16 protein-coding genes and 1 tRNA gene are annotated in these 13,751 nt (G+C 70.4%); 4 read left to right on the top strand and 13 right to left on the bottom strand.

What is annotated here, in order from left to right; genetic code table 11:
* Window positions 1-35 precede the first annotated feature (35 nt).
* Window positions 36-1,220: a hypothetical protein gene (locus tag HPO96_RS32185; RefSeq protein WP_171678182.1), complete on the top strand. Its 1,185-nt coding sequence runs from the start codon at window positions 36-38 to the stop codon at window positions 1,218-1,220.
* A gap of 169 nt (window positions 1,221-1,389) precedes the next feature.
* Here the strand turns inward: HPO96_RS32185 and HPO96_RS32180 are convergent, their stop codons facing one another.
* The 7 genes from HPO96_RS32180 to HPO96_RS32150 form a co-directional block, all read right to left on the bottom strand.
* Window positions 1,390-1,782, bottom strand: a complete 393-nt coding sequence (locus HPO96_RS32180) for a hypothetical protein (protein WP_171678181.1) — start codon at window positions 1,780-1,782, stop codon at window positions 1,390-1,392.
* Window positions 1,783-1,854: 72 nt separating this feature from the next.
* Complete coding sequence (locus HPO96_RS32175) at window positions 1,855-2,271, bottom strand: hypothetical protein (RefSeq protein ID WP_171678180.1); 417 nt, start codon at window positions 2,269-2,271, stop codon at window positions 1,855-1,857.
* The gene (locus tag HPO96_RS32170; RefSeq protein ID WP_171678179.1) at window positions 2,268-2,792 is read right to left on the bottom strand and encodes a SigE family RNA polymerase sigma factor; all 525 of its coding nucleotides are present in this window, start codon (window positions 2,790-2,792) and stop codon (window positions 2,268-2,270) included. The genes HPO96_RS32175 and HPO96_RS32170 overlap by 4 nt, the downstream gene beginning before the upstream one ends.
* A 65-nt stretch (window positions 2,793-2,857) precedes the next feature.
* Window positions 2,858-4,186 (bottom strand): GGDEF domain-containing protein, encoded by a 1,329-nt coding sequence (locus HPO96_RS32165; protein ID WP_171678178.1) that lies wholly within the window; start codon window positions 4,184-4,186, stop codon window positions 2,858-2,860.
* 263 nt (window positions 4,187-4,449) lie between these two features.
* Window positions 4,450-6,012: a helicase HerA-like domain-containing protein gene (locus HPO96_RS32160; protein ID WP_171678177.1), complete on the bottom strand. Its 1,563-nt coding sequence runs from the start codon at window positions 6,010-6,012 to the stop codon at window positions 4,450-4,452.
* 29 nt (window positions 6,013-6,041) lie between these two features.
* Window positions 6,042-7,526: a PH domain-containing protein gene (locus HPO96_RS32155; RefSeq protein ID WP_171678176.1), complete on the bottom strand. Its 1,485-nt coding sequence runs from the start codon at window positions 7,524-7,526 to the stop codon at window positions 6,042-6,044.
* Complete coding sequence (locus HPO96_RS32150) at window positions 7,523-8,017, bottom strand: PH domain-containing protein (RefSeq protein WP_171678175.1); 495 nt, start codon at window positions 8,015-8,017, stop codon at window positions 7,523-7,525. The genes HPO96_RS32155 and HPO96_RS32150 overlap by 4 nt, the downstream gene beginning before the upstream one ends.
* Window positions 8,018-8,190: 173 nt before the next feature.
* Between HPO96_RS32150 and HPO96_RS32145 the strand changes: the two genes are divergently transcribed.
* Window positions 8,191-8,484: a type II toxin-antitoxin system VapB family antitoxin gene (locus tag HPO96_RS32145; protein ID WP_171678174.1), complete on the top strand. Its 294-nt coding sequence runs from the start codon at window positions 8,191-8,193 to the stop codon at window positions 8,482-8,484.
* 5 nt (window positions 8,485-8,489) lie between these two features.
* Entirely contained in the window at window positions 8,490-9,053 is a 564-nt protein-coding gene (locus HPO96_RS32140; protein WP_171678173.1) for a LytR C-terminal domain-containing protein, read from the top strand.
* Window positions 9,054-9,060: 7 nt separating this feature from the next.
* Here HPO96_RS32140 and HPO96_RS32135 read toward each other — a convergent pair whose 3' ends face one another.
* From HPO96_RS32135 to HPO96_RS32115, 5 genes are all read right to left on the bottom strand, one after another.
* Window positions 9,061-10,572, bottom strand: a complete 1,512-nt coding sequence (locus HPO96_RS32135; RefSeq protein ID WP_171678172.1) for a potassium/proton antiporter — start codon at window positions 10,570-10,572, stop codon at window positions 9,061-9,063.
* Between the two features lie 114 nt (window positions 10,573-10,686).
* Window positions 10,687-10,777, bottom strand: a tRNA-Ser gene (locus HPO96_RS32130).
* 13 nt (window positions 10,778-10,790) lie between these two features.
* Window positions 10,791-11,219, bottom strand: a complete 429-nt coding sequence (locus HPO96_RS32125; RefSeq protein WP_171678395.1) for a nucleoside deaminase — start codon at window positions 11,217-11,219, stop codon at window positions 10,791-10,793.
* 31 nt (window positions 11,220-11,250) lie between these two features.
* On the bottom strand, window positions 11,251-11,745 hold the full coding sequence (locus tag HPO96_RS32120; RefSeq protein WP_171678171.1) for a tRNA adenosine deaminase-associated protein: 495 nt from the start codon (window positions 11,743-11,745) through the stop codon (window positions 11,251-11,253).
* Between the two features lie 122 nt (window positions 11,746-11,867).
* Entirely contained in the window at window positions 11,868-12,062 is a 195-nt protein-coding gene (locus HPO96_RS32115) for a hypothetical protein (RefSeq protein ID WP_171678170.1), read from the bottom strand.
* Window positions 12,063-12,165: 103 nt separating this feature from the next.
* Between HPO96_RS32115 and upp the strand changes: the two genes are divergently transcribed.
* Window positions 12,166-12,807 carry a uracil phosphoribosyltransferase gene (gene upp, locus HPO96_RS32110; protein ID WP_171678169.1) on the top strand — a complete coding sequence of 214 codons (642 nt, stop codon included), beginning with the start codon at window positions 12,166-12,168 and terminating at the stop codon, window positions 12,805-12,807.
* 3 nt (window positions 12,808-12,810) lie between these two features.
* On the opposite strand, the gene HPO96_RS32105 is transcribed toward upp, so the two are convergent.
* Window positions 12,811-13,650: a phage baseplate protein gene (locus HPO96_RS32105; RefSeq protein WP_171678168.1), complete on the bottom strand. Its 840-nt coding sequence runs from the start codon at window positions 13,648-13,650 to the stop codon at window positions 12,811-12,813.
* Window positions 13,651-13,751 lie beyond the last annotated feature (101 nt).

The raw sequence follows: 13,751 nt of genomic DNA, 5'->3' as shown, positions 1-13,751 counted from the left end.
CGACGCAGCACCTCACCGCCCCGGAGGTTCAGCCCATGCGTATCACCCGTGCCACCGTGCTCGCAGCCTGTCTGGTCACAGCGCTGACCATCAGCCTGCCGAGCGCCGCCTCGTCGCCGGAGCCGATTTCCGGCGCGACGATCAGCAATTCCAGCAATGTGAAACTCGCGAACGACCGGATCGTCCTCGGCGATGCGCCGGCCGCGGTCGGCTCGACCGAGGTCAAGCAGCGCTCGGGCCTCGCCGAGCTCACCCCGGTTCGGTTCCCGGCCGCGACGTCCGCCGTCCTGGCGCAGTACGCCGTCAGCACGCCGGACGGCTCCGCTGCGAACGTCGACGTCCGGGCCTGGGTCAACGACCGCTGGTCGGAGTGGACGCCGGCGGCGTCCGGCGTACCGACTGCGCTGCCCGGCGCGAGTGACCAGGTGCAGCTGCGCATCATCGTCAGCGCACCGCCGACCGGCCGGGCGCCGTGGGTCGGCGAGGTTCGCGTGCAGCCGACCGACAAGACCACGGTCAGCGGGATGACGACGCAGGCGGCTCCGCTCACCTCACGCGTCTTCGCGACCCGCGAAGGGCTCGTCGGCGGGACGACGGCCAACGGGCATGTGATCGTCAGCCGCGACCATTTTGTGGCGTTGCCGTCCCGGCGCGGCCTGTCCAGCAAGGGCTCCGGCGCCTACTCGGTCAAGGTCTGTACGGCGTCCCGGTGCGCGTTCGAACCAGTGTGGGACGTCGGGCCGTGGAACACCAAGGACGACTACTGGAACCCGAGCGCCACGCGTGAGATGTGGAAGGACCTGCCGCAGGGCCGGCCCGAGTCGCAGGCGGCGTACCAGAACGGCTACAACGGCGGTAAGGACCAGTTCGGCCGGACGGTCGCGAACCCGGCCGGTATCGACCTTGCCGACGGCACCTTCTGGGACGGTCTCGGCCTGACCAACAACGCCTGGGTCGACGCCACCTACCTGTGGACCGGCGACGGCGGCCGCGGCACGGTCTCGATCACCTCGGGCTACCTGAACCTGCGGAACTCAGCCAGCTCCAGCGGCGCCGTCGTCGGTATGGCCGGCAAGTCGGCGCAGGTGACCGTCGAGTGTCAGACCACCGGACAGAGCGTCAGCGGCTCCCAGGGCACCAGCAACATCTGGCTCCGCGTCCACCCCGGCATGTACGTCGCCAAGGCCTGGGTCGCCGCCGGCACCTTCAGCACCTGCTGACCCAGCGAACTCCCGTCCGCAACTGATCGGCGGACGGGAGCTCGGCCTACCTGCAGGCGACTGCTACTCGCCGCCGCCGGCCGCAGCTCAACAGTCGACGTCGAAGCCGCCACCGACAGCGGTCGGACCGGGCGTCACCACCGGACCTCGCCGGCGGCTCGATCGGAAGCTACTTCCCCGGGGACTTCGTCGGCGGCTTGACGATCGGGGTCGGCGTCACAACCGGAGTCGGCGTCACGATCGGCGTCGGCGTCGCCACGGGCGGCTGCACGCTCGGGGGCGGCGTTGCCTCCGACGGCCGCTTCGTCGGCGTGGTCCCGGGGGGCGGGTACGACGGCTTCTTGGTCGGCGTGCTGGGCGGTGGGTACACCGAGGGGGTGTTCGTCGGGGTGTTCGGTGGGGGCTTGGGGTGTGTCGAGGGGGTTCCTGGCGGTGGGGTCGGACTGCCACCGCCGCTGCGCGCCATCGCCGTCCCCGCGACTCCACCCACGATCACCACCGCGGCCACGACGCCCGCAATCGCGAGTCGCAGCGTCCGCCGCTTCCGGCCTGCCTCATCCATCCTTGCCCTCCGCACCCTTCAGTTCGATCGGTCGGGCTGAAGGACGCGAGCAGCTGCGGAAAAGGTTCTGCGTCAGCTCGGAGTACTTTCCGGCGGCGGTGTCCGCGCCGGTGGGAGCTCCGGAGAACCACTTGGGGTCACGCCCGGTGGCGGCGTCTCACCCACCGACGGCTTCTTCGTCGGCGTACCCGGCGGCGAGGTCGGCGTGAGCGGCGGGGGTTGCAGTGACGTCGGCGTCGAGAGCGAGGGCGGCGCCACCGGCGTCGCAGGGCCGGGCTGGGCAGGCCCGGGGCCGCCCTGGAGTTGGGCGGTGGCGACGCCGGCCGCGGCGACGGCGGCGATGGCCACCGAGGCGGCCACGGCGACCAGCCCGCGCGTACGCCGTCGGCGCGCGCCCGCGATCACTCGCGCCGGGTCGAGCGCCTCGACCAGGCCGTCCGGCGCGAGGGCGGTGCGGAGCTCGTCCTCGGTCATCCTCCGGTCGTTCATCCTCGATCCCCCACCCCGGCGAGCTCAGGTGCGACGCGCAGCTTCCCCAGCGCTCGCGCGTTCGCGCTCTTCACCGTGCCGACCGCCACACCCAGCACAGCCGCCACCTCTTTCTCGGTCAAATCCTCGACGTACCGCAGGACGACGACCGCGCGCTCCCGGCGGCTCAGCGCCGCCAGCGCGGCGCCGACCGAGACCCGGCGGTCGATCGTGCCCGAGTCGTCGGGCGGGGTGTCGATGAACAGGTCCAGCTCGGCGGCGGCGCCGCTCGGCCGCTCGCGCCACGGACGACGGCGTGCCCAGGACAGGTGCTGATTCACCACCGCCTGCCGGACGTACGCGAACGGGTCGGCCAGCTCGATCCGCTCCCAACGCAGGTAGGCCTTCTCCAGCGCGGCCTGCACCAGGTCCTCGGCGAGAGCGGCGTCACCGCACAACATCCGGGCGAAGTGCACCAACCGCCCGGACCTGGCCAGCACAAACGCCGTGAAGTCGTCGTCACGACTTCGCGAGGTCGCCATTCGCTCTCCGTCCGCAGGTGTCACGGCTGAAGACGCGGTCCAGGGGCGAAAGGTTCTGCGCGGGATCAAGAAAGGTCGTTCGGCGCGGCCGCGCCGCTCGGCACCGGCCGGACCTGCGCCCGGGCCGTGATCGAGGTCAGATCGGCCGCCAGGCGCACCCGGTTCCGCCCGGCGGCCTTCGCGGCGTACATCGCGCGGTCGGCGCGCTGTAGCAACTCGTCGACCGTGACGCCATCGGCCGGGTAGACCGCGACGCCGATCGACACGGTCAGCTGGAAGGTGTCCGGATCCAGATCGGGGTCGTCGAGGACGCCGGCGCACATCGCGGCCAGCGGGCTCGCGGCGACCGCGTTACGCAGCCGGTCCGCCGTGACGGTTGCCTCGTCGATCCCGGTATCGGGCAGCGCGATCACGAACTCCTCACCGCCGAACCGGCCGATCACGTCCTTGACGCGGATCGCGCTGCGCAGGATCGTCGCGACCGCGCGCAGCGCCTCGTCGCCGACGAGATGCCCATGCCGATCGTTGACCTGTTTGAAGTGGTCGATATCGATCAGCAGCACGGCCATCGGCTCGCCCTGGCTGCGCGAGCCGCGCAGCATCTCCTCGGTCTGCCGACGCCACCAGTCGACCCGGGTGAGCTCGGTCTTCGGGTCGGTCTGCGCCTCGGACTCCAGCTGGCCGAGCAGCAGCGCGCGCTGCGCGGTCAGCGTGATCGGGATCGCGACGAACGCGAACGCCGGGCTGATCAGGCAGGCCCCGGCGAGCAGGCAGCCGAACGCCGCCGACGTCCCGTCGATACAGAGGTCGTCGACACCGCCAACCAGATCCTGCCGGCTGCTGCCCGGGACGATCAGGTAGATCGCCAGCGCGCAGAGCGCGGCATCCGTCGCCAGGAAGGCGATCGCGGCCGCGGCCATCGACGGGACCAGCGCGAGCTCGCTGCCGCCGAAGAGCTCACGGGCGGCCGTGAAGGCGACATGCGCGGCGCCGACCGCGAGCACGTGCACCGCGGTCGAGAAGGCCCAGCGGTACGGGATGCACTTCCCGGCGCGGACCCGCCACCAGATGCGGAGCAGCAGCACGACCAGGATCGCCAGCGCCGGCTGCAGCACGATTGCGGCCGCGATCATCCAGGCCGGGGCGAGATCCTTGTGCAAGGCGCCGCCGCGGCTGCGCCGGTTCTCCACCCGGCGGGCGCCCTCGACGGTGATCAGGGCCGCGATCGAGAGCGCGAGCACCACGTCGACCCCGCGCCAGCTCGGCAACTCGGTGAACGCCTCGACGGCGTACCCGATGGCGGCGAAGTCGACGAGCACGACAAGAGTGAACGCCGGGACCGTCAAGGTCCAGAGCGCCCATTTCCGTACCGATCGCCTACTCTGCGCAACCATTACCCCCACGGTACGACGTGTGAGCGTCTGCTCCCAATCCGCGACGGCGTGCTGTGGATAACCAGTTGGGAACGATGATCGATCCCAACCGATTCAGTCGTTTGATCAATCATCAAACGCGTCGCCGCCTTAATTACCTGAAGAATCCGCGGACCGGCCGGTCTCGAAAAGGTTTCCGGAGGCTGCCGCTGAAAGCCGGAGGATCCTCGGCGAGGTCCGCTGAGCGGACCCCACCAAGTGGTCAGCTCGGTTACCGCCAGTTGTTATTTACGGCGACGGGCGGCGCCGAACAGACCGCGGACGATCTCGCGGCCGGCGGTCCGGGCGAACTGCTTGAACGCCGACGAGCCGATCACCTGCTCGACCATCGACTTCTCCGGTTTCGGCGCCCGCCCGCGCGGCGCGGGCTGCTCCGACTGTTGCTGCTGCTTGGCCTGCTCAGCGGCCTGCCGCTCGGCCTCGGCCTGCGCGGCCCCGGCCTGCACCTTCGCCGCCAGCAGCTCGTACGCCGACTCCCGGTCGACCACCTGCGCGTACTTCGCGTTGTTCGGCGAAGCGGCCACCGCCGCGGTCAGCTGGTCGGCGGGCGCCGGCGCCATCAGGGACTGCGGCGCGCGCAGCCGCGTCCAGGCGACCGGCGTCGGCGCGCCCTTCTCGTTCATCACGGTCACGATCGCCTCGCCGATCCCGAGCTGGGTGAGCACCTCGCCCAGGTCGTACGCCGAGTTCGGGAAGGTCGACACGGTCGCCTTGAGCGCCTTGGCGTCGTTCGGCGTGTGCGCGCGCAGCTGGTGCTGGACGCGTGAGCCGAGCTGGGCGAGGACGTCGTCCGGCACGTCCTTCGGGGTCTGGGTGACGAAGAAGACGCCGACGCCCTTCGACCGGATCAGCCGGACGGTCTGGGCGATCGAGTCCAGGAAGGCCTTCGAGGCGTCGTTGAAGAGCAGGTGCGCCTCGTCGAAGAAGAAGACCAGCTTCGGCTTGTCGGCGTCGCCGACCTCGGGCAGGTCGTGGAACAGGTCGGCCAGCAGCCACATCAGGAAGGTGGAGAACAGCGCCGGCCGGTCCTGCAGGTTCGGCAGCTCGAGCAGCGAGATGACGCCCTTGCCGTCGCGCTGGGCGAGCAGGTCCGCGGTGTCGAACTCGGGCTCGCCGAAGAACGCCTCGGCGCCCTGGTCGGCGAACCCGATCAGCGCGCGCAGGATCACCCCGGCGGTCGCGGCGGACAGACCGCCGAGCTCCTTCAGGTCGCCCTTGCCCTCGTCACTGGTCAGGTGCGTGATGACCGCGCGCAGGTCCTTGATGTCGAGCAGGGTCAGGCCCTGCTTGTCGGCGTAGTGGAAGATCAGCCCGAGCGACGACTCCTGGACGTCGTTCAGCCCGAGCACCTTGGACAGCAGCACCGGCCCGAACGAGGTGACCGTGGCGCGGATCGGGATGCCGGCGCCCTGACCGCCGAGCGCGTAGAACTCGGTCGGAAAGCCGGTCGCCGTCCACTCCTGGCCGATCGTCTTCGTCCGGGCCAGCAGCTTCTCACTGCTCTCCCCCGGCTGCGAGATGCCGGACAGGTCGCCCTTGATATCGGCCGCGAACACCGCGACCCCGGCGGCCGACAGCTGCTCGGCCATCAGCTGCAGCGTCTTCGTCTTACCGGTACCGGTCGCGCCGGCCACCAGGCCGTGCCGGTTCACCATCGACAGCGGGATCCGCACCGCCGCATCGGGCGCGGGTTCGCCGTCCACCAGCAGCGCGCCGAGCTCGACCGCGGCCCCTTCGAACGCGTACCCCTGCTTGACGGTCTCCACGACGTCGGCCTTCTCAGCCATCTCAGCGCGCCTTTCCCCGGTTGACGGAACTACCCGGTCGTGATGCTAGTGGTAAATGGCGTGAGTAGGTCGGGTACGGCGCTCTCTGCGAACACGAGCCCTTCGTCGGCGTCGGCGTCCCGGATCGAGTAGGCGCCCGAGCCCGCGGCCGTGACGGCGCTGAAGGTCGCCAGGCCGAGGCGGCGCTGGAAGATCGTCTGCCGGATCCGCCAGCCGATCACGCCGTCGCGTTGCAGGGCCGCGGTCGAGCGGCGCAGGGCGCCGGAGCGGGTGACCAGGTAGTTGCCGGTCAGACCGTGGCCGAGCGAGCGGTACGACTCCCGAGCCAGCAACACCGCTGCGGGCAACGCCAGGACGGCGAGGACGGCGGCCAGCTGAATCAGGACGCCGGTCAGCCAGACACCGAGCCCGGTCAGGAGCAGAACCGGGACCAAGGCAACGGTCACCGCGATCCGCAGCCGCCGGCCGAACGCGGCCCGGGGGTGCGGCGTCAACCGAGCGGCCGCGGTCGGCGCGACTTCTTCCCGCAGTACTGCGGCCGCGATCCGATCGGCCAGCCCCTTCGGGGCCACCGGCAACAACGTCTTGTGGTCGGTCTTCTCGTCGTCCGTCTGCTGCGCGAGCCCGGTCGCGATCGCGTCCACCCGGGCGGCGCCGAGCAGCCGGGCGCCCAGCGGCTCGACCACGTCGACCCCGCGCAACCGGCGCTCCTCGACCGAGATCGAGCGGGTGGTGAACAGGCCCCGGCGGACCCGCAGCGTCCCCGGCTCGCGGTCCAACCGGTAGTTCCACCACATCTCGACGAAGAGGCCGAGCGAGCCGATCACGCCGACGACCATCAGCAGCGCTGCCAGGATGAGGAGGACGAAAAGCAGCGGTACTCCGCTGGACAGGCTCTGGACCCAGTCGATCAGCTCCTCCTGCAGCCCGAACCACTGCGACACCTGCATGACCGCGCCGCCCGCGCCGAACCCGAGCACCGGGACGACGAACGACGTCGGCGCGTACCGGATCCACCCCGGATCCAGCTGGGCGAGCGTCCCGTCGGTCTCGGTGGTCGCTCCGCGCAGCAGCTCCTGCCGGAGCCGCTCCCCCTCGGCCCGAGTCACCGGCGTCAGGGTCAGCGTGCCCTCGCCGGCGTCCGTCTGCTCGCCGGTACCGATCCGGACCGCGACCAGGCCGAAGATCCGGAGGATCGGGTTCGCGGTGAGGTCGACGCTACGGATGCGATCCCGGGTGAGGGTCCGGCGGCGCAGTACGACCAGGCCCGAGTGCAGCTCGGCCCGGTCGGCGCTGATCCGGTACTGCGTCCGCCGCCAGCGCACGTGCTCGAGAACTGCCGCGCCAACGATCAGCAGCACCACGGGCGGGACGACCCAGAGCAGTGCGACCGGCCACGACGTACCGCTCGCGATCCCCGCCGCGGTCGGGACTCCGGCCGCGCCGGCCACCCCGGCCCCGAGGACGGCGGCGACGGCGACTGCCTTCGGGTCGAGCCGCTGCCAGTCGCTCATGTGGCGTCGCCCGGCGTCGCCTGGGTGATCGCGGTCAGCCGCTCGGCAAGGTCGGCGGCGACCTCCTGCTCGAGCCCGCGGATCTTGAGCGCGCCCTTGGCCGAGGCCGTGGTGACGACGAGGGTCGACAGCCCGAACGCCTGCTCGATCGGCCCGCGAAGCGTGTCGACGGTCTGGATCCGGGACATCGGCGCGACCCGCCACTCCTGCCAGAAATAGCCGGCCCGGGTGTACACGGCATCGTCGGTGACCTCCCAGCGATGGACGCCGTACCACCAGCGCGGGAGCGCGGTGAGGTACGGAAGTGCGACCAGCGCGATCACGGCGGCCGGGACGAGTAACCAGACCCGAGCGGGCGGGATGAGCAGCCCGAGCAGGGCCAGCACCAGGACAGGTGGGCCGAAAACGATCCCAGCGGTCGTCCGCCAGACGGCGACGACGCGGTGGTCCAGTGCATTGCTGGGCGGCCTGAGCCGCACGGTGCCCGACATACGGCGATCCTAGGAGCGCACGCCGTCCGCGGCCGTCCGGCAACAGGTGGACAGGCTGTCCTACAACCTGAGTATGACGTCCGGCTCATCCAAAAGGTTGATCCTTGTTCCGGACTGCTCCGGTGAGGTAAACGACCAACCACGAGACCTCGGACACCGCTAGACTTCGGGGGGTGATCTTCAAGCGCGTCGGGGAGGAACGGCCGTACCCGGACCACGGGCTCAAGCCGAAGGACTGGTCTGCTCTGCCACCACGGCAGGTCCGGCTGGACCAATTGGTCACCACCAAGGGGACTCTCGACCTGAACGCGCTCCTGGACGAGGACTCGACGTTCTACGGCGACCTGTTCGCCCACGTCGTCGAATGGAGGGGTGAGATGTTCCTGGAGGACGGTTTGCACCGCGCGCTGCGCGCCGCACTGCAGCAGCGTCTGGTCCTGCACGCCCGGGTCCTGGTCGTGGACTGATCACGATGACCGCCTTGCAGCCACAGCCCAGCCCGTTCGCGCGGATCCACTGGCGGACGCCGATCACGATGGTGATCCTGCTCGTCGTGCTGATCGGCGGCGTCTGGTGGGGCTGGAACTCGCTGATCAACTCCAGCGCCGGCCCGACCTGCGTCGAGCAGAAGGTCGAGAACAACCGCCTGGTGCCGCAGAAGGTCTCGGTGAACGTCTACAACGGCGGCGCCCCGGGCGGTACCGCGCGGAAGGTCGCCGACCTGCTGAAGAAGCGCGGTTTCCACATCGCCAAGGTGGCCAACGAGCCCAAGGGCGACAAGATCGACGTGGTCGCCGTCCGCGGTAACACCGACGTGGCTCCCGAGCTGCAGCTGGTCGTCGGCCAGCTCGCCCAGAAGCCGATCCGGGTCGGCGACTCCCGCGACGACCACACCGTCGACCTGGTCCTCGGCCGCGGGTACACCAAGCTGAAGGACAAGGGCGCGGCGTCCGCACCCGTCCCCGGCGACGGCACGATCTGCCTGCCGGTCATCTACACCCCGCAGCCGATCCCCAAGGGCCAGAACCCGAACTGATTCGCCGTCAGTAGCTCTCGCGGCCGCGTTCGCCGAACCATCCGGCCAGGCGGCCGGCCCGCGAGATCGCGCGCAACCGGCGCGCGGTCTGCTCGCGGAGCGGGCTGGGGGCAACGACCAGCAGCGCGTCGCCGGCCCGGAGTACGGTCCGCCGCTCCGGGACGAAGGTCTTGTCGTCCCGGATGATCAGCGAGACCGAGACCCCGGCCGGGAGCCGCAGCTCGCCGACCTCGACCCCCGCCAGCCGGGACTCGCTCGGCACATGCACCTGGAGCATGTCCGCGCCGAGCGACTCCAGCGGCGCGACGTCGATCTCGACCTCGAACGACGCGTTCTCGTCGAGCACCCGGAGCTTCTTGGCCAGCCAAGGCAGCGAAGGGCCCTGGAGCAGCGTGAACAGCAGGACCAGGACGAAGACGATGTCGAAGATCCGGGTCGCCTGCGGGACCTGCTCGGCGAGCGGGATCGTCGCCAGCACGATCGGGACGGCGCCGCGCAGCCCCGCCCAGGAGATGAACGCCTGCTCCCGCCAGGGAACCTTGAACGGCGTCGCCGACACCAGCACCGCGAGGAACCGGCCCACGACCGTGACCGCGATGCCGATCACCAGCGCGATCAGGACGTCGTTCAGCCCGATCCGGCCCGGGGACGCGAGCAGGCCGAGCATCACGAACAGCCCGATCTGCGCCAGCCAGGCGAGCCCGTCGACGAACGAGCGGGTCGCCATCCGGTGCGGCAGCTCGGCGCGGCCGAGGACCAGCGAGGTCACGTAGACGGCGGCGAACCCTGATACGTGCAGCAGGACGGTGCCACCGGCGTACGAGATGATCGCGAGCGAGACGACGGCCAGCGGGTACAGACCGGCCGAGCCGAGGGCGACCCGGCGGATCAGGCCGACGCTGATCCAGCCGATCACGAAGCCGAAGAGCGCGCCGACGATCAGCTCGTAGGCGACCAGGCCGGTGAAGTAGAGCCAGCCGTGTTCGGCGGTGGCACCCGTGCTGACCAGGGTGACGAGCAGGACGGTCGGGGCGTCGTTGAGGCCGGACTCCGCCTCCAGCGCGCCGCGCAACCGCGGTCTGATCGGGACTCGGCGCAACACGGAGAACACGGCGGCGGCGTCCGTCGGGGAGGTCACCGCGCCGATCAGGACGGCGATCTGCCAATCGAGCCCGAGGATGTAGTGCGCGATACAGGCCACGACGCCGACGCTGATCGCGACGCCGGCCGTCGCCAGCACCAGCCCGAGCGGCATCACCGGGCGGACTTCGTTCCACCGGGTGGTCAGACCGCCCTCGGTGAGGATGATGACGAGCGCCGCGAAACCGAGCGCATGCGCGATCTGGGCATCCTCGAAATGGATGTGCCCCGGCCCGGACTCGCCGAGCAGCAGGCCCATCCCGAGATAGATCAGCAGCGACGGGAGGCCCAGGCGGCCGGACAGCCGAACCGCGATCACCGCGACCAGCAACACCACGGCCCCGCCGAGCAGAATCTGGTCGAGCTGTTCCACGTCCACCGGTGGGGCCCCTCTCGTCGAGGTTCGGTCCCGAGCATCATCTGGAGAAACGAAGACCCTGGCGCATCACACGGCGTCAGGGTCTTCGGTCCTACATCCACCCTCGCGGGCAGTTGGCGGTGGCGGAGGGATTTGAACCCTCGGACGGGGGGTACCCGTCACGCGCTTTCGAGGCGCGCTCCTTCGGCCGCTCGGACACGCCACCGCCGCAGAGGCTATCAAGACCTGTGCCCAGAAAAGAAATCGCGGAGCCGGGCGCCGGCCACATCGGCCATGACGCCGCCGGTCACGGCCGGCCGATGGTTGAGCCGGCGGTCCCGGACGACGTCCCACAGCGAGCCGACGGCGCCCGCCTTCTCGTCGTACGCCGCGAAGATCAGCCGCTCGATCCGGGACAGCACGATCGCGCCCGCGCACATCGTGCACGGCTCCAGCGTGACGACGAGGGTGCAGCCGGTGAGCCGCCACTCGCCCACCTGCCGGGCGGCGTCGCGGAGCGCCAGCACCTCGGCATGCGCCGTCGGGTCGCCGGTGGTCTCACGTTCGTTGTGACCGCGGCCGATCACGGTGCCCTCGGCATCGATCACGATCGCGCCGATCGGTACGTCGGGCAGCGCGAGCTCGGCCTCCTCCAGGGCCAGCGTCATCAGCCGGGCCCATTCGCGCTGCAGTGCCGGGCTAGCCAAGAGCTTCGATCGCCTCCTGGAACTGGGTGCCGAAGCCCAGCGCGTCGGCGATCTCCTCGAGCATCTCCTCCGGGTAGAGGTCGACGTCGTCGCAGAGCGCGCCGAGATCCATCGCGCTCATCCCCAGGTCGGCCACGATCGCCAGGTCACCGGCCGGCACCTGCTCGTCGTCGTCATCGGCCAGCGGGATGTCCAGCTCGTCCACCACCTGCCGCGCCAACGGCCACTCGGTCGCCGCCGTCACATCGGAGATCAGCAACCGCGCCCGCCCGCCGACCACCCGGATCACGACGAAGAAGTCCTCGTCCACCGAGATCATCCCCAGCACCCCGGCCTCCCCGGGATACCGCAACAACGCCGAAACCACCGCCGACAACTCCGGCTCCCCACGCAACACCAACGGCGTCACCGTCCACACGCCGTCCTCGGCGTAGGCGGCGATCGCGAAGTCGAGGTCGGTGGTCGGTCCCGCTGTGACGTCGGACACCCCGCCATAGTCGCAGACTCCCCCACCCCCCGACCGTCCAGGCCATCACGATTGCGTCTCGGCCCCCGCCCAGGCGGGCGACCGCCGCCGACGGGCGATTGTGATGGCCTGGCGAAACGGGGTCAGTGGTGGTAGGTCGCGCGCCGCATGGCCTCGCGGAGGCGGCGGACGCGGGCGCGGCGGGGGGCGATGCGGTCGCGGAGGGCTTTGGCTTCTTCGAGTTCGCGGAGGAACTCGGCGCGGCGGTGCAGGCGGTCGAGGTCGCGGCGGGGCGCGACCAGGCGCGGGCGGGGCGGGTTCGCGGCGTCCTCGGTCATCGGCACTCCCCTTGGGGCGAAGAGGGTACAAACCAATGCACTTTCAAGCCTAGGGCGGCTGGTGGTTTCGCGGGACGAATCGCCGACGGTAGCGTTCCGGGTTATGCAGATCCTCGTCGTGGACCACCCGCTCGTCGCCCACAAGCTCACCACGCTGCGGGACGAGAGCACGGACTCGCCCACGTTCCGGCGGCTGACCGAGGAGCTCGTCACGCTGCTCGCCTACGAGGCGACCCGCGACGTGCGGACCGGCCCGACCACCGTGCAGACCCCGGTCGCCGCGGCCGAGGGCGTCAAACTCACCTCGCCGAAGCCGCTGGTGGTGCCGATCCTGCGGGCCGGCCTGGGCATGCTCGAGGGGATGACGCGGCTGTTGCCGACCGCCGAGGTCGGCTTCCTCGGGATGATCCGCAACGAGGAGACCCTGGACGCCTCGACGTACGCCGAGCGCCTCCCCGAAGACCTCTCCGGCCGCCAGTGCTACGTCCTCGACCCGATGCTCGCCACCGGCGGCACCCTCGCCGCCGCCATCCAGTTCCTCGTCGACCGCGGCGCCGACCACATCACCGCCATCTGCCTCCTCGCCGCCCCCGAAGGCGTCACCCGCATCGAACGCGAACTCGACCACCTCAACGTCCCCTGCACCCTCGTAGTAGCCGCCATGGACTCCCACTTGAACGAAAAGGGCTACATCGTCCCCGGCCTGGGCGACGCCGGCGACCGCCTGTACGGCGTCGCCCAGTAATTCTCAGACCAGGGTGTTGCGGTAGAAGAGGTTGGCTCGGCGGTCGCCTTCCAGGCCGGAGGCGAAGCCGAAGTAGAGGCGGGCGGTGGCGTCGGTGGAGCCGTAGACGGCGATGCCTTCGGCTTCGCGGTAGGTGAGGCTTTTGCCGGCGAGGGTCAGGAAGGAGTCGACGAGTTGGCCGGCGTTGATGTCGTAGCACCAGAGTTTGGAGTTGGCTTTGGTCTCGTCGGGGTCGCCGGGGTAGGCCTCGCCTTCCCAGAAGTAGACGTAGGAGCCGTAGAGGGTCCAGCCCTGGAAGTCGACGCCGGGGGTGAGGGCCGGCTGTTTGAAGGACGCGAGGACGGTGGAAAAATCGCCCGTCCGCGCGGCGGCCAGCGAGTAGATGTTGATGTGCATGCCGTTCGACCGCCGGTGCCGGATGCCGACGCGGCCGAAGCGCTGGTCGACGGCGGGGGTGCAGTTGGCGGCGCCCGCGATCGGCTTCCACTTCGTGACGGATGACGTGGTGTGCGTCTTCCCGTTCTGCCACGGGAAGCGGGTGATCTGCCGGCCGCGCCCGTCGTCGGTGTCCACGTCGGTCTCGGTCCAGATGTACGACGTACTGCCGACCGCCTCGGCGCCGATCGAGACCGCGTGGCCGAAGCCGGTCAGGTACATGTGGCCGAGGACGTTCCCGGCGAAGTCGAGCTGGCTGAGCGTGATGTCACCGCTGTTCGCGGCCGTCTCCGACCGCAGCTGGCCGGTGAAGAGCCGGTTGTTCGGGGTGTCGAAGGCGAAGGACTGCATGACACGCGGCCCCCACAGCCGCTTGTGCCGGAAGAACTCGTTGGTGGTCGCGCTCATCTTGAATCGCTTCGAGGCGGGCAGGGCAAGGCTCCGGGCGGAGGCGGCGGGCGCACCCAGGGAACCGGCGGCCACGACCGCGGCGGCACCCGTGAGCAACC

Origin of the sequence: Kribbella sandramycini (assembly GCF_013131805.1) — a bacterium.
Classification (GTDB): Bacteria; Actinomycetota; Actinomycetes; order Propionibacteriales; family Kribbellaceae; genus Kribbella; species Kribbella sandramycini.
This window is presented reverse-complemented; position numbering and strand designations above follow the sequence as displayed.

Coding starts and splice junctions, on each gene's coding strand:
- HPO96_RS32185 (WP_171678182.1), top strand. CDS start 36: ATGCGTATCACCCGTGCCACCGTGCTCGCAGCCTGTCTGGTCACAGCG.
- HPO96_RS32180 (WP_171678181.1), bottom strand. CDS start 1,782: ATGGATGAGGCAGGCCGGAAGCGGCGGACGCTGCGACTCGCGATTGCG.
- HPO96_RS32175 (WP_171678180.1), bottom strand. CDS start 2,271: ATGAACGACCGGAGGATGACCGAGGACGAGCTCCGCACCGCCCTCGCG.
- HPO96_RS32170 (WP_171678179.1), bottom strand. CDS start 2,792: ATGGCGACCTCGCGAAGTCGTGACGACGACTTCACGGCGTTTGTGCTG.
- HPO96_RS32165 (WP_171678178.1), bottom strand. CDS start 4,186: ATGGTTGCGCAGAGTAGGCGATCGGTACGGAAATGGGCGCTCTGGACC.
- HPO96_RS32160 (WP_171678177.1), bottom strand. CDS start 6,012: ATGGCTGAGAAGGCCGACGTCGTGGAGACCGTCAAGCAGGGGTACGCG.
- HPO96_RS32155 (WP_171678176.1), bottom strand. CDS start 7,526: ATGAGCGACTGGCAGCGGCTCGACCCGAAGGCAGTCGCCGTCGCCGCC.
- HPO96_RS32150 (WP_171678175.1), bottom strand. CDS start 8,017: ATGTCGGGCACCGTGCGGCTCAGGCCGCCCAGCAATGCACTGGACCAC.
- HPO96_RS32140 (WP_171678173.1), top strand. CDS start 8,490: ATGACCGCCTTGCAGCCACAGCCCAGCCCGTTCGCGCGGATCCACTGG.
- HPO96_RS32125 (WP_171678395.1), bottom strand. CDS start 11,219: ATGACGCTGGCCCTGGAGGAGGCCGAGCTCGCGCTGCCCGACGTACCG.
- HPO96_RS32115 (WP_171678170.1), bottom strand. CDS start 12,062: ATGACCGAGGACGCCGCGAACCCGCCCCGCCCGCGCCTGGTCGCGCCC.
- upp (WP_171678169.1), top strand. CDS start 12,166: ATGCAGATCCTCGTCGTGGACCACCCGCTCGTCGCCCACAAGCTCACC.
- HPO96_RS32105 (WP_171678168.1), bottom strand. CDS start 13,650: ATGAGCGCGACCACCAACGAGTTCTTCCGGCACAAGCGGCTGTGGGGG.